At 59.2% G+C, this 14,210-nt stretch carries 12 protein-coding genes; 7 read left to right on the top strand and 5 right to left on the bottom strand.

What is annotated here, in order from left to right; genetic code table 11:
- Positions 1 to 190 precede the first annotated feature (190 nt).
- Both G437_RS0104295 and G437_RS0104290 read left to right on the top strand, forming a co-directional pair.
- Complete coding sequence (locus G437_RS0104295; protein ID WP_024331355.1) at positions 191 to 2,551, top strand: carbon starvation CstA family protein; 2,361 nt, start codon at positions 191 to 193, stop codon at positions 2,549 to 2,551.
- Positions 2,552 to 2,556: 5 nt separating this feature from the next.
- Complete coding sequence (locus G437_RS0104290) at positions 2,557 to 2,745, top strand: YbdD/YjiX family protein (RefSeq protein WP_024331354.1); 189 nt, start codon at positions 2,557 to 2,559, stop codon at positions 2,743 to 2,745.
- 143 nt (positions 2,746 to 2,888) lie between these two features.
- Here G437_RS0104290 and G437_RS0104285 read toward each other — a convergent pair whose 3' ends face one another.
- From G437_RS0104285 to G437_RS0104270, 4 genes are all read right to left on the bottom strand, one after another.
- Entirely contained in the window at positions 2,889 to 3,764 is an 876-nt protein-coding gene (locus G437_RS0104285) for a 1,4-dihydroxy-2-naphthoate polyprenyltransferase (RefSeq protein WP_024331353.1), read from the bottom strand.
- A 35-nt stretch (positions 3,765 to 3,799) separates the two neighbouring features.
- Positions 3,800 to 4,933 (bottom strand): AMP-binding protein, encoded by a 1,134-nt coding sequence (locus tag G437_RS0104280; RefSeq protein WP_024331352.1) that lies wholly within the window; start codon positions 4,931 to 4,933, stop codon positions 3,800 to 3,802.
- The gene (locus G437_RS0104275) at positions 4,930 to 6,270 is read right to left on the bottom strand and encodes a YkvI family membrane protein (protein ID WP_024331351.1); all 1,341 of its coding nucleotides are present in this window, start codon (positions 6,268 to 6,270) and stop codon (positions 4,930 to 4,932) included. Before G437_RS0104275 ends, G437_RS0104280 begins: the two co-directional genes overlap by 4 nt.
- Before the next feature lie 139 nt (positions 6,271 to 6,409).
- Positions 6,410 to 7,387, bottom strand: a complete 978-nt coding sequence (locus G437_RS0104270; protein WP_024331350.1) for a 1,4-dihydroxy-2-naphthoyl-CoA synthase — start codon at positions 7,385 to 7,387, stop codon at positions 6,410 to 6,412.
- A 64-nt stretch (positions 7,388 to 7,451) separates the two neighbouring features.
- Here G437_RS0104270 and G437_RS0104265 point away from each other — a divergent pair, with 64 nt between their 5' ends.
- From G437_RS0104265 to G437_RS0104250, 4 genes are all read left to right on the top strand, one after another.
- Positions 7,452 to 7,784, top strand: a complete 333-nt coding sequence (locus G437_RS0104265) for a hypothetical protein (RefSeq protein ID WP_024331349.1) — start codon at positions 7,452 to 7,454, stop codon at positions 7,782 to 7,784.
- Positions 7,774 to 8,820 (top strand): o-succinylbenzoate synthase, encoded by a 1,047-nt coding sequence (locus G437_RS0104260; RefSeq protein ID WP_167561063.1) that lies wholly within the window; start codon positions 7,774 to 7,776, stop codon positions 8,818 to 8,820. Before G437_RS0104265 ends, G437_RS0104260 begins: the two co-directional genes overlap by 11 nt.
- Positions 8,820 to 10,571 (top strand): 2-succinyl-5-enolpyruvyl-6-hydroxy-3-cyclohexene-1-carboxylic-acid synthase, encoded by a 1,752-nt coding sequence (menD, locus tag G437_RS0104255; protein ID WP_051141878.1) that lies wholly within the window; start codon positions 8,820 to 8,822, stop codon positions 10,569 to 10,571. Before G437_RS0104260 ends, menD begins: the two co-directional genes overlap by 1 nt.
- 80 nt (positions 10,572 to 10,651) lie before the next feature.
- On the top strand, positions 10,652 to 12,121 hold the full coding sequence (locus G437_RS0104250) for a S1C family serine protease (protein WP_024331346.1): 1,470 nt from the start codon (positions 10,652 to 10,654) through the stop codon (positions 12,119 to 12,121).
- Here the strand turns inward: G437_RS0104250 and G437_RS0104245 are convergent.
- On the bottom strand, positions 12,118 to 13,362 hold the full coding sequence (locus G437_RS0104245; RefSeq protein ID WP_060797707.1) for an isochorismate synthase: 1,245 nt from the start codon (positions 13,360 to 13,362) through the stop codon (positions 12,118 to 12,120). The genes G437_RS0104250 and G437_RS0104245 overlap by 4 nt on opposite strands.
- Positions 13,363 to 13,451: 89 nt before the next feature.
- Here G437_RS0104245 and G437_RS0104240 point away from each other — a divergent pair, with 89 nt between their 5' ends.
- Positions 13,452 to 14,207, top strand: a complete 756-nt coding sequence (locus G437_RS0104240; RefSeq protein ID WP_024331344.1) for a demethylmenaquinone methyltransferase — start codon at positions 13,452 to 13,454, stop codon at positions 14,205 to 14,207.
- Positions 14,208 to 14,210 lie beyond the last annotated feature (3 nt).

Raw genomic sequence — 14,210 nt, 5'->3', positions numbered from 1 at the left:
ACTTTTATGCAGTAGCGTCTTTACTAGCCGATTGGGGTCTGACTTGGACTAATGCTTGGAACAGAGCGGTTTTAGGCATTCGGACCTATGTGTTTTAGGTTCGCCTAAGTATTATCGAACTGGTTTGCTCTGAGCTAGATCGGCGACGAGCAGGCATATGGTAAATACCATCTAGAAAAGCGAGAAAAATATGGCAACCACATCTCAGGTTGATAAGCCATCTTATACCGCAGAAGAAGAGAAACTTGTCATCCGCAACAAGGATGGAGTGCCGGTAGGTGTAAAGCCCCACAGCAAGTGGACTCCGGCAAAGATTGTTCTGTGGGTAGCTATTGCTCTTCTCGGCGCAGTAGGCTGGACGATGCTCGCCATCGTGCGCGGCGAAAAGGTAGACGCGATTTGGTTCGTGATTACCGCTATCTGCTCCTATGCAATCGGCTACCGCTTCTATGCGTTATATATTCAGCGCAAAATCATGCGTCCCTCTGATAAGAACGCTACCCCCGCAGAGCGGATCAACAACGGCAAAGACTTCGACCCCACCAACCGCGTAGTCCTCTACGGACACCACTTCGCGGCAATCGCCGGGGCGGGCCCGCTTGTGGGGCCCGTACTCGCTGCGCAGATGGGGTACCTGCCTGGCACCTTGTGGATCATCTTTGGCGTCATCATCGCCGGTGCAGTTCAGGACATGTTAGTGCTGTTCTTCTCGATGCGTCGCGGCGGGCGCTCCCTAGGGCAGATGGCTACCGACGAGATCGGCAAGATCGGCGGAACGGTAGCCACAATCGTGGTATTCGTAATGCTCATGATCGTGCTGGCAGTGCTGGCCATGGTTTGTGTAAACGCGTTGGCCGCATCCCCGTGGGGCGTCTTCTCGGTCGGGTCCACAATTCCAATCGCAATCTGCATGGGCCTGTGGCTGCGCTACGTACAACCTGGCAAGATCACCCAGGTGTCGGTGGTCGGCTGCACCCTCTTGATCGTTGTTATCATCATGGGCCGCTACGTGGCCGAATCCTCTTGGGGGCGTGAGTTCCTCCACCTTTCGCCCACCACCCTGGTATGGGCAATGGTCATCTACGGTTTCCTAGCGGCAGTTCTTCCCGTCTGGGTATTGCTCACTCCGCGCGACTACCTGTCCACCTTCATGAAGGTCGGCACTATCTGCGTACTCGCCCTCGGCATTGTGTTCATTCGCCCAATCGTGCAGATGCCCGCGGTCACCGAATTCGCTCTGTCCACCTCGGGCCCGGTATTCGCCGGCGAGCTCTTCCCGTTCCTGTTCATCACCATTGCCTGCGGCGCCCTTTCGGGCATGCACGCCATGGTTTCCTCGGGCACCAGCCCCAAGATGATCCAAAAGGAACGTCAGGTCCGCATGATAGGTTACGGCGGCATGCTCATGGAATCCTTCGTGGCAATCATGGCGCTCGCGGCTGCCGCCTCCCTAAACCAGGGCATCTACTTCGCAATGAACACCTCCGACGCCACTGTCGACAAGCTTGCTGGCACTTCGGTGACTCAAGTGACCAAGGACCGCGAAGAAATCACCAATGCCGCCCTCGGCAACCTGGGGGTAACTAACGTAAAGGGCCAGCCCATCGAGGCCAAGTGGGAATCTTGGGACGACGCTGGCAACCCCAAGACCTTCCACGGTGCCGACGCCCTCAAGCAGGTCGCCAAAGACGTTGGCGAGCCCTCAGTTGTTTCCCGCACAGGTGGTGCTCCCACCCTGGCTGTGTCCATGTCGCACATTTTGCACAAAGTCGGCGGCGGCAAGGCAATGATGGGCTTCTGGTACCACTTCGCCATCATGTTCGAGGCGCTGTTCATCCTGTCGGCAGTGGACGCGGTAACCCGTGTAGCCCGCTTCCAGCTCTCTGACGCAATCGGCAACATGATCCCCAAATTCGCAGACCCCTCCTGGAGGGTGGGCGCCTGGGTCTCCACCGGCGTCGTCGTTGCTGCCTGGGGTTCTTTGCTGCTAATGGGAGTCACGGATCCGCGCGGTGGCATTCAGACGCTCTATCCGCTCTTCGGCATTGCGAACCAGCTGATCGCAGCAGTAGCACTGCTGGTGGTGCTCGTGATGGTGATTCGCAAGGGGTATGCCAAGTACGCTTGGATTCCCGCTATCCCGTTCATTTTTGACACGGTAGTCACCTTCACCGCTTCCTGGCAGAAGATCTTCAGCACTGACGCCAAGGTTGGTTACTGGCAGCAGTGGCGCGAAGCGCGCGCAGCGCTGCCCGGCCAGACCGGCGAGCAGGCCGAGATTACTCAGGCGATTATTCGCAACACCTTCATTCAGGGCACCCTGTCGATCGTGTTCGTAGCAGCGGTAGCCTTTGTGATCGTCTGCGCCGGCATCCGCGTCTGGAAGACCCTGCGCACCGGCGACGTCACTACCTCCGAGGATCCGTTCGTCGAGTCGAACTTCTACGCTCCCGAACACCTCATTGCTACTAAGCTCGAAAAGAAGCTGGTTGCAGAATACCGTGTGGTTGGCGACCCGAAGCTGATTCCTGGGGCTAAACCCGTAGAGTAGGAAATATGGCACTCAAAGAAAAATTGGCGCACCTGCGTTCGCTGTGGCGCGACTTTACCGGCGAAAGTGCCTACGACAAATACGTCGAACGGCACCGGTTGGAACATCCCGACCACGAGCCCATGAGTGAGCGTGCCTTCTGGCGGGCTCGCGCCGACTTCGACGAGGAGAATGTTTCCTCGGGGTGCTGTTAGCGGTAGCTTCAGGTAGCTATAACCGGACAGAAATAGGGGCTTGATTGCGACAGTCGCAATCAAGCCCCTAACTTTTACATTCGGCCCGCGGGCCCAAAGTGAAAGAGCAAGCGGGCAAGGCCAGCCGAGAAGCGGGGGACAGGTCAGAGCAAAGCCACTAGCAAGGTGACAACGCCGGCTGCCAAGGTCAATTGCCCGGTGCGAGTGAGTACCTGCAGGAGGGAATGCCCTCGTGCTCCCCGAACTACTGGCAGGCAGGAAATGAGCCCGCACACCTCTAAGACCACAGCCGCAACTATGGCAAGTACGTGCCCGGCCAAGCCCACCCCGATGCACACGGGAGCAAGCACCAGGTAGCCCACGTAGGTGCGCCTCGCCCTCGCCTCGCCCAGGCGTACCGCCAGCGTCTTCTTGCCGGCCTGCCTGTCAGTGGGAATGTCGCGAATGTTGTTGACCATCAACAGTGCGCAAGAGTAAAGGCCCATGCCCGCCCCAACCAGCCAGGAACCAAAAGGAGCGGAGAGTAGGCAGACGTAGACCGTGCCTACGGTTGCCATCAGCCCAAAAAAGACAAACACAAAGATCTCGGCTATACCCATGTACCCGTAGGGGTGTTTGCCGCCTGTGTAAAACCAGGCTGCCACTATCGCAGCCAACCCCAGGCCGAGCAGCCACCATCTGCCCGTGAGAGCCACCAGAAGTAAACCGAGTACCGCTGCAGCAGCAAAACAGCCCAAGGCCACCGCCAACACTACCTTTGCGGACACTTTTCCCCCGCCGGTGAGCCTGGGCGGGCCGGTACGGAAATCGTCGGTTCCTCGCACCCCATCGGAATAGTCGTTAGAAAAATTGACGCCAATCTGCAGCAGCAATGCCACCGCCAAAGCCAATGCAACCCGAGGAAAAGAAAATCCCTCCCCGGCATACGCGAGCCCGGCCCCGGCGAGCACGGGGGCCGCTGCGGCGGGCAAAGTGCGCAGGCGGGCGCCCTCAAGCCAATCAGAAACGGTAGTTTTCATAAAATTCCTTTCCCAGCAAGCGGGACGAAGCTCAATTATTTCACCCAGTCAGGCTCATCCAGCAAAGCCTGCCCCGCCAGGCGGTCCACCTTTCCAGAGGCCAACATTGGCACCGAGTGTTGGACGAATATGCGCGGGGCTGCCGTCCTGCCCAAGGCAGCGCCCACGTGGGAGCGAAGCTCCTCGGCATGGTCTGCAACCCGAAAATCGGCTTCGACAATGGCCCCTACCTGCTGGCCCCAGCGGCCGCCCTCGACGGGTAAAACCGCCACCCGGCGGACACCGGGAAAGGTAGCCAGAGTTTCTTCAACTTGCCTGGCAAAGACTTTTACGCCTCCGGAAATAATCACGTCGTCCAAACGCCCCAGCACTTTTAGGTGTCCGTCAAAAACCCCGGCGTCGTTCGTTACATGCCAGCGCTTACCCCCACTGGTAGAAAAGGCAGGAGAGGTCGGCTCGTCTAAGTAACCGGCAGCCAGCATAGGCCCGCTTAGGCGAATACGCCCGCCCTCGGTGCAAACGCTAACGCCCTGCAGAGGTAAGCCGTCGTAAACACATCCACCTGCAGTTTCGGTCATGCCGTAGGTAGTGACCACCGGCAGTCCGGCTTGCCTGGCACGGCGCAGTAGGGAAGCAGAAGAGGGCGCCCCACCCACCAAAATGGCACGCAGCTCGGCAAGGGGTGCGAGGTCTTGGTCGCCCTCCAAAAGATCACTCAACTGGGTGGGTACGAGGGAAACGAAGCCTCCCCGGGGAGCCAAGGTGGCGATTTTTCGTTCCCGGAAGGGGAGCTCGGAGGGGGCAAGTACCGGGAAGGTACCGCCTGCGCAAGATCTGGCAAGCACCTGAAAACCTGCCACGTGATGGGCAGGGAGGGTAAGTAACCAGCGCCCTCGCCCTCCAAAACGGGCAGCTGTGGCTGCTTCAGACGCAAGGAAGGCCCCCGCTCCAAGCCCCACCAGATGGCCAGCCCCGGTGGTAGAGCCCGAAGTCTGCAAAATGAAATCGACCCCGTCGAGATGCCCCGCGCGGGCAGCTACCACGGTGGTGCTCGCTCCGGGGGCAACGGGCATCAGCGGTTCAAAATGCCCGGGAGCGCGCAACCGCTTTTCAATCTGCTGGTAGAGGACGTCGATGCCCTGTGTAGCCGGGCAGACGAAAGTAATCATTGGCTCTTCGCAGAGTCAGCTGGGGGTTCCTCTGCGTCCGCCGCATCCTGATTCGTGTCCTCTTGAGCCTCTTCGATTTCAGGCAAAATGTCGTAGTCGACATTTTCCTCTTCGAGCTGGTCCACAGCTGCAGTGCCAATCGTAGAATGCAGATCTTGGGTATCGGCAGGGGAATCTTCCAGGGCGGTTTGCAGCGCCTTTTCGTGGCGTTTAGAAAACGGCTTGTCGTTCCGCATCTTCAGGCGGAACAAACGCAAGATCTTCCCGCGTCTAGTGGTTTCTTCGCGAATGTCAGAACGAGTCTTGAAGTAGGCCACCAACAGCACAATCGTGAGTGCCAGCCCCACCCAGCCGACCACTGGGTACACGTAGGAAACTACGTTTTGGAAGCCCATAAACGAAATGGCAAAACCAGCAGCCGGAAGGGCCACCAACAAGGTGACAAATCGCCCTCGAGAATTATTTGAATAGCGCGTTGCCAGAGCGTAGTAAATGCCAATCGCGGTGTTGAAGATCATCAAGAAAATGACCACGGACATGAGTGCGCCGAGCCACGGATGAATTTGGTTGACCAAGGTGAGCATGGGCAAATCGTCGCCGGCCACCACGTCGATGCGCGACAGCAACGCCAATGTTGCCACCACCATCAAGGCGCCGAATACGAAGCCGCCAATTACCCCACCCCAGCCGGCGATCTTGGGATTGGCAATGTCGCCCCCAATCACAATCGACATGGACACCGACAAAACGAGGGCGAGTGGCACATAGTTCAAGATAGACATGGACCAGTGCGGAACCGCAGTATGAACGGACTTGGCAGCCGCATCCATCTCGGCAAAGGACAGGTGCATGTGCGAGAAGGCATAAACAGCAGCAATGATTACAAAGACGATCATAACCGGTGTAATGCCACCAATCACAGCCGTTACCTTGTCCACGTCGAGCAAGCCGATGCCAATGGTTAAAGCGAGCAAAATGGTAGAGCCCACCCACACGGGCAGGCCAAATTGCTGGTTGAGTGAGGAACCGCCCCCGGCCATCATGGCGATGCCAATGCAGAACAGCGAAAAAGTAATTACAACGTCAAAAAAGATCGCTACGTACTTGTGAGTAACCTCGCCAAAAACGTCAGAATGGTCGTTCGCCAAGACATAGGAACCGAGCTGAACAAAAGCTAAGCCCGAAACTGCGAAAATAACGGCCGCAATCAGCGCGGCCACAACTCCCCAAATTCCGAAACCAGCGAAGTACTGCACCACCTCTTGGCCGGATGCAAAACCGGCGCCAACAGTGATGCCAACGAAGGCCATAGCTACGGTAAGTATTCTTTTGTACATAAACTTCTTTCGTAGAGTGCGCGCCTAGTTTATCGGCTCTTGGCGCACCTGGCAGCAGTAGTTGGTCTTATTCACATCTGTTTGGCCGGCAGTTTTGCATCCGTTTGCCAAAAATATTGGGGTCTGCGCAGATACTTGGCTAGTAGTAGTAAGGGTAATCCGACCAGTTCGGGCTGCGGTGTTCCAAGAAGGCGTCGCGCCCCTCCTGCGCCTCGTCAGTCATGTAGGCAAGTCGGGTAGCTTCCCCGGCAAATACCTGCTGGCCCGCAATGCCGTCGTCGACCATATTGAAGGCAAACTTCAGCATGCGGATAGCCTGCGGAGACTTGGTGGCAATGATGCGGGCGTAGGTGCACGCGGCCTCCTCGAGCTTTGCGTGGGGGACCGCCTCGTTTACCACCCCCCAAGACTCGGCCTGGGCAGCAGAATATTCGCGGGCCAGGAAGAAAATCTCGCGGGCCCGCTTGTCGCCAGCCTGCCGCGCAAGCAGCGCCGACCCGTAGCCCGCATCGAATGAACCCACGTTCGCATCCGTTTGCATCAAGCGGGCGTGCTCTAAAGAAGCCACCGCCAGATCGCACACAACCAGGAGCGAATGGCCCCCTCCGGCAGCCCACCCGTTCACCGCAGCAATAACCGGCTTGGGCATAGTGCGGATCAGCCGTTGCACCTCCAAAATGTGGAGCCTGCCCGCCCTGGCGGGGTCAATCTGCTCACGCCTCTGCGCTAGCTGCGCGCCCGCGTCGGCCCCTTCGACCTCGTAACGATAACCATCCTTGCCGCGAATGCGCTGATCGCCCCCGGAACAAAACCCGTATCCGCCATCGCGCGCAGAAGGGCCATTGCCAGTCAGAATGATTGCTGCCACATCCGAAGTCATGCGTGCATGGTCTAGCGCCTTATACAGTTCATCCACGGTAAGAGGGCGAAATGCGTTGCGCACGTCGGGCCGGTCGAACGCAATCCGCACCACCGGCAAATCCTGGCCAGCGGGACACCCGTCAACCTGCCCGCGCGAGATACCACGGTGGTAAGTGATGTCAGAAAAATCGAATCCTTCGACCTCGCGCCAACGGTCCGGGTCGAATGTGTCAGAAACAAATGGGAGCGTGCTCATGGCACAAGTGTAGCGGCGCTTTAGAGCAAGGCCGGCTAGCATTGTTAGGGCGAAAGGGGAAACAGTGATTTTTGTTGGTTTGATTTTTTCAATAGCAGCGCTCGCGGTTTCAGCATGGTTCCGCTGCGGCAGTTCGCCTAGAGCCCGCGCCTGGGTGCAGGGGAAGGGAATGTTCGACGCGCACTTTGCCCTGTTGCTGTTCCCAGGCATAGGACTAGCAGTCTTGGGTCTGTCCCTAGTTGGCTTATTCCAAATGGTGCACGGGATATGCGGCCTAATCCTGTCGCTGGTTGCAGTACTATTAGTGCTCGTTGGGGCCGTGGCCGTAGTGTGGGGATTGCTAAACTTCTCCATTCCCGCCCCCCTCTACCCGAAGTGGGCGCGCGATGCCAACTGAAAAACGCGCAGCAGGCGCCGGAAGTGGCACGGCATCGCTCGAGCAGAATGTGGTGCTAACTGAGCTGAAAAACCCTTTTCCACAGCTGAAGCGAGTGCTCGCATATTCGCTTCCCCTGCGCCGAAAGTTCCGGCGCATTTCGGTGCGTGAAGGCCTCCTTTTAGAGGGCGAAGCTGGCTGGGGGGAGGCCGCCCCCTTCTGGGACTACGACGCCCGCGAATCCGCTCGCTGGCTGAAAGCGGGGCTGAAAGCCGCCACCAGCCCATACCCCCGCCCCAAGCGGCAGGAAGTAGACGTAAACGTCACGATTCCTGTGACTGCGCCCTCGGTGGCCGCCCAACTAGTTCGCGACAGCGCGGGCTGTAAAACTGCCAAAGTGAAGGTAGCAGACCCCGGCTCTGACCTACGCTCCGACTGTGAGCGCGTGCACGCAGTAGCCGCGGCACTTGGCGAGGGCGGAAAGGTGCGTGTGGACGCGAACGCAGCCTGGGACGAAGAACAAGCCGTGAAGGCTATTAGGGAACTTACCGCCGCCGCTCGCGATGGAGGCCTGGCTGGGTTGGAATACGTCGAACAACCCTGCAAAACAGTTCCAGAGCTGGCTAGGGTGCGCTCCCGCGTGGAAGTTCCCATTGCGGCAGATGAATCTATTCGCCGTGCACGGGACCCCCTGGAGGTTGCCAAAGCGGGGGCGGCGGACGTTGCCGTGGTCAAGGTGGCTCCGCTGGGCGGCATCGACCGGGCCGTCCAAATCGCCCACGAAACCGGCCTCGAACTGGTGATTTCTTCAGCCCTGGACACCTCGGTTGGAATATCGGCTGGGGTTGCGGCAGCGGCCGCACTGGATCACCTAGACCACGCCTGCGGGCTGGCAACCGTCCAACTGTTTACCGGCGACGTCGCAAAACAAAGTAGGCTGCCCCGGGGCGGGCGACTAAGCGTAGGGAGGGCGGAAGTCGACACCGCTAAGATTAGATCCGCCCCGCGCCTGGCAGAGCGCTGGCAGAAACGTTTGGAAGAAATGATGAGGTACTAATGCATTTCGGTGCAGCCGAAGAAACATACGGCAACGATCCCACCGCCAGCCGCGCCCGCGACGTGATAGGAGCCCTAATCGGGGCGGGGGTATGCCACCTGGTTATTTGTCCAGGCTCCAGAAATGCCCCCTTGACTTATGCGGCAGCGGCAGCCGAACGCGCGGGCAAACTGAAGCTTCACGTGCGCGTAGACGAGCGCACGGCTGGATTCTTCGCCCTCGGGATTGCCCGAGGCCTGCAATTGCAGGCAAAGCAGGCGCCAGTGGCGATATGTACCACTTCGGGAACTGCGGTTTCGAACCTGCACCCAGCCCTAGCTGAAGCCGACGCAAACGGAATTCCCCTGATAGCCGTCAGTGCAGATAGGCCCGCCAGGTTGCGGGGCACAGGAGCAAACCAGACCACTTGGCAGGTGGGCATGTTCGGGCAAAATGTTCGCGCCGAAGCCGATCTGCCAGCCCGCGGCGAGGGTGGAAGGGCGCTCGCGCGGCAGATCTTTCGCCTAGTTGATGCTGCCTTGGGCGAGGGAGGCAGGCCCGGACCCGTACATCTGAACGTGTGCTTGGACGAGCCGTTGGCCGGAAAGGCAGCCGAGCCCAAAATTATTGCCCGGCCCCGCCGCGAGCGAAGCGGCCTCGGCCGACGCGGGTGGCCCAAGGGGCTAGACCCAAATGCCAACACGGTGATTGTCGCAGGGGATGACATGGGGAGTGGGGAGCAGATCGTAGCCCTATCCCGTGCCAAAGGGTGGCCGCTGCTGGCAGAACCCACCTCGCCCGCATGCTACGGGCCGGCACTCGCGCACTACCTGTACTACCTGGACAAGATGCCAGCAATCGAACAGGTGCTGGTATGCGGGCACCCCACCCTCTCGCGCCCAATAACAAAACTGCTCTCGCGCACCGACCTCAATATTGTTGCGGTTACAGATTCGACCGGCCGCTACTGCGACGTGGCGGGCACGGTAGCTACCGTCCTCGAAGAGGTTCCCAAGGCGGAAGCGGCGCCAGGGAAAACGAACCTAAGTGGGGGCGAGGGCGAAAGACAAGCGCCTCTACCCGACAAGTGGCGCGCCGCCGAAGCCGCTGCAGCGAAAGCTCTCACCTCGCGCCTGAGCCAGATTCCCGAGGCCGGCGAACCTTTGGACCCACTCCAGGTAGCGACCACGATCTGGCGCATCCAAGGGGAGGGGCACGCCCCCCTGTTGCTCTTCGGAGCCTCCAACACAATCCGCCTGGTGGATCGGGCTGGAACTACCCCTGCCACCCCGGTGCAAGCCCTGGCCAACCGCGGGTTGGCTGGGATAGACGGAACGCTCAGTTGCGCTCGCGGACTCGCTTCGGGCACCGGCCAACCGGTGCGCGCAGTGGTGGGCGATCTGACCTTCCTGCACGATTTGGGGGGACTATTGAATGGCCGCTACGAAGAGCAGGTCGACCTACAAATCGTCGTACTAAACGATGCCGGCGGATCCATCTTTGCGGGGCTCGAGCACGGCGGGCAGCTGCACCGGCAAGATTTCGCTAGATTCTTCGCCACCCCCCAAGATTTCGCGCTGCCGGCACTAGCGCGGGGGCTCGGTGCCACCTACCAGGTAATACCCACTCTCGAAAGTTTAGAACGCGCCCTCGCCATGCCGGTGCGCGGAGTGAGCATACTCGAGATCGACACAGCCGTGCCCAACCTGCGGCAGCTCGACCAAGCGCTCAGCGAAAAAATGGAGGCCGCCCTCGCGCCCCTATTTTCATAGAATGGTCACAGCAGTGCTATAGCAGCCACTAATACGCACCTGTTTGACTTAGGGTGAAAAGCTAAGACACGGAGGAATAGATGAGCCAGGACAACGTTTTCGGCCCCAACGGCCACCAGCAGCACCAAAACGAAACAGCGGCAGGTGCTTCGGAACTAGCCGGTTCCTCAACTCCTGCATCTACGAATGGTGCAGGTGGGGGTGCGGGCGCCGCAAAAGGCGCCAGCGAATCGCACCCTAGCTCAAATCCCTTTGCCAATCCGGGGGCCGGTCCAACCCAGAGGCAAGAAGCAGGCTCGGCCACGCCCTCGCGCCAAGGCATTGGCCAAGAGTGGGCTGCCACTGATACCGGCCAGGAAGGCTACCACTACAACAACCACCCCTACGGCGCCTACGGCCAGCCCACTTACAACCAGGCGTACAGGCAACCCAAACAAAAGTCGCGGCCGGGATGGGGGGCGCTCATCGCCACCGGCGTAGTAGCTACGCTCATCGGTGGGGCGGGAGCGGTGGGGGTTGTAAAAGCCACCTCTAACTCGCTCGGAGCTTCGGTTGCCACGCAGGCGCCGGTTTCGCAGGCGAAAAACACTAAGGCTACAGATTGGGAGACCGTGGCTAAAAAGGTCACTCCGGCAGTAGTTGCAATCCAGGTCTCCGACGGTCAATCCGCCGCCGACGGTTCGGGAGTGATATTCGACTCCGCCGGACACATTCTGACTAATCACCACGTCATAGCCAATGCTGCCCAGGGCGGGCGCATCGCGGTCACCACCGCCTCAGGCGAAATTTTTGAAGCTGAGGTAGTAGGCACGGATCCCACCACCGATTTGGCGGTACTGAAACCCATAAATCCGCCCAAAGACTTGCAGATGGCAAAGCTGGGGGCTTCGTCAGGGCTAACCGTGGGGCAACCAGTGGCGGCAATCGGCAATCCGCTCGGGTACTCCTCGACTATGACCACGGGCGTTATTTCCGCCCTCGACAGGCCCGTCTCTGTGCAACAAGAATCCTCGGGATTTAAACGGGGCGAGCAGGTGGTTACGAACGCGATCCAAGTGGACGCGGCAGTCAATCCTGGCAACTCCGGAGGCCCGCTATTCAACGCCTCCGGCGAAGTAATTGGCATCAACTCTTCGATTGCTTCCCTGTCCGACAGCGCGGGGGAATCCTCGGGGTCCATCGGCCTGGGGTTTGCTATTCCAATTGATCTGGCGAAACAGGTTTCCCAGCAGCTACTACAAAAGGGTAAGGTTCTCCACGCCTACATTGGGGTAATGGTTACGAACGGTTCGGCTAGAGTCGACGGCACCATTCGCGCAGGAGCCAAAATTGCCGAGGTGCTTCCCGGGCAGGCAGCTTCTAAGGCGGATGTAAAAAGTGGCGACGTGGTCGTTGCGGTAGACGGTAAGTCGGTTTCTTCGGGGAATTCGCTAATCGGCTACGTGCGTCGCTATGCGCCGGGGGACAAAGTCAAACTCACCCTGGTGCGTGCCGGCAAGAAGAAGGACGTCCAGGTGACTTTGGGGGCTCAGGATTCCTCGCGCAGCTAGCTCAGCGAATCCAGCGCAGCTACCATAGGCTGCATCTTTGCCTCGGTTTCGGCCAGCTCGGTTTGCGGGTCGGATTCGGGCATGATTCCGGCGCCCGCATAAATGTCGATTTGGCGGGCGCCCTCCAGTATTTGGCCTCCACGCAGGGCGATGCCAAATTCGCCGTTTCCAGCCTTGTCTACCCATCCCACCGGGCCTGCGTAGCGACCTCGGTTCATCTGTTCTGCCGCGGCCAGTATTTTGCGGGCGACGTCGGTGGGGGTGCCACAGACTGCGGCGGTGGGGTGGAGGGCACCTGCGGCTGCCAGTGCGGAGCTATTGGTTTTGGCGTGCACGTCTGTTGCCAGATGGCAGACGTTGGGCAGGCGCAGTAGGGCCGGGGCGGCGGGGATCTGCAGCTCGGTGGTCAGGGGAGACAGTGCTTCGCGCACCGAGGCCACGGCTATTTCGTGTTCGCGTTGGTCCTTCGCTGAGGCCAGAAGCTTGGCGCCCTCGTCGGGGCCAGCAGTGCCAGCTAAAACGCGGCAAAACAAGTTTCCGTTCGAGGTCGACGCCAGCAGCTCGGGAGTAGCCCCCACGAGTCCTTGAACCGCGTATATCCAACAGGTCGGGTAGGCGGCAAAGAGGGCGGCGCACAGCCCGCGCTGATCGATCGGGGTGGCGGTGGTGATTCGTTTGTTTCGCGCTAGGACAACTTTTTTAGCCTCGCCTTGGCGCAGTCGGGCTGCCACGTTAGCTACAGCTTCGGCCCACTCAGCCCCCGTGAGTGCTCCCGGACGCTCTGCGCCTTTGCCTAGAGGCGGCAATGCGGCGAGCCGTTTAGAGCCTAATTGGCGGAGCTTTGACGGCGAGGGGAAGAGGGGCCGCAGGTCTTCGCCCTCGTAAGAAATGAGCCAGGTGTCCTGCCTGGTTGCGACCAGCAAATTGGCGGGTATTTCTAGCAAGCCGCCACTGGCAAAACCGAACGAGCCGAAGGCGATTGGCAATTCAAATGGCAGAGATTTTTCCTGGGGTAGCTTTGGGCTGAAATTATTCCAGCGGCAATCTGCGTCGGTTATTGCGGTGGTCCCCGGTTCGCGATGCATCCTGCGCTTTCCCCAACCGATTAGGGCGAGGTCGGAGCTTACCCAAGCGCTCAAGGAAGAGGTGGGGATAAAGCCGAACAGTTCGGGGACTATTGGCAAGGGGTTGGCGAGCCTTTGCACGTTTAGTTTCGAGCCCGGCAACGATAGGGGTGCCAATTTTTACCTCCGCTAACAAAAGATATGGTCCGCGAACATACTACGCAGTAAACATGACATTGTCCGCTTGCGGTGCCAGAATAAAACTCATGACCAAGAGCTTTAAGCGCGCATTTTCCTCCTCCGCCCCTGCAGGTAGTTCCCAGGTGGCGGCGGATCTGGGGAAAGATCCGGAAACCGTGGCCTCCATGTTCGACCAGGTGGCACGCCGTTACGACATAACTAACGATCTGATGTCTCTGGGGCAGGACAGGCTTTGGCGTCTGCAGGTGCGCAAGAAGTTGGACCCTCGCGAGGGCGAAAGGATTTTGGATTTGGCGGCGGGTACGGGTACTTCTACCGCTGAATATGTAAAAAGTGGAGCTAACGTGGTGGCCTGTGATTTTTCAATTGGAATGGTCACCGAGGGCAAGCGCCGTCATCCGGATATTGACTTTGTAGCAGGTGATGCAATGGCGTTGCCCTTCGCCGACAATTCTTTCGACGCTGTAACTATCAGCTTTGGGCTGCGCAACGTGAAAGACACCTCTAAGGCTCTATCCGAGATGCTTCGAGTCACTCGCCCCGGGGGGCGTATTTTGATTTGCGAGTTTTCGCGTCCGTCGGTCGGAGGGTTCCGCCAGGTCTATAACTGGTATTTGCGGCACGTGCTTGTGCGTATTGCGAAGAAGGCGGGCTCGAACAACCCCGCCTACGCGTATCTGGCTGATTCCATTATCGATTGGTACGACCAGCCCACTTTGGCCAGGCTTATGCGCCATGCCGGATGGGATAACCCCCAGTGGAAGAATTTGACCCTTGGGGTAGTGGCCCTGCACTCGGCTGTAAAACCACTGCAAATCTGAGTC

The organism is Winkia neuii subsp. neuii DSM 8576, from assembly GCF_000420405.1.
GTDB classification, from domain to species: Bacteria; Actinomycetota; Actinomycetes; order Actinomycetales; family Actinomycetaceae; genus Winkia; species Winkia neuii.
The sequence above is the reverse complement of the archived record's forward strand: the minus strand, read 5'-3'. Positions and strand labels throughout refer to the sequence as shown.